Annotated in this window: 1 pseudogene; it reads left to right on the forward strand. The window is 62.0% G+C overall.

From position 1 onward, the window contains the following. Positions 1-90 precede the first annotated feature (90 nt). Positions 91-292, forward strand: a pseudogene (locus NE591_RS15105) (arsenate reductase family protein); the annotation flags it as partial.

A 292-nucleotide genomic window follows, 5' to 3' on the forward strand; every position in this document is an offset into this window, starting at 1 on the left:
CGAGGGCGTCATGGCCGCCGATGTTCTGTTCTTGGAATACCGAAGTGCTCCACCTGCCAGAAGGCTAAGAAGTGGCTGGACGCACACGGCGTGACCTACGCCGACCGGCACATCGTGGAAGACAATCCCACCGCCGATGAGCTGCGCACGTGGCACGAGCGCAGCGGGCTTCCTCTCAAGCGCTTCTTCAACACGAGCGGCATGCTCTACCGCAAGATGGAGCTGTCGAAGAAGCTGCCCGACATGCCCGAAGACGAGCAATACGCCCTGCTCGCCACCAACGGCATGCTCG

This window comes from Adlercreutzia sp. DFI.6.23 (assembly GCF_024462535.1).
Lineage (GTDB): Bacteria > Actinomycetota > Coriobacteriia > Coriobacteriales > Eggerthellaceae > Adlercreutzia > Adlercreutzia rubneri.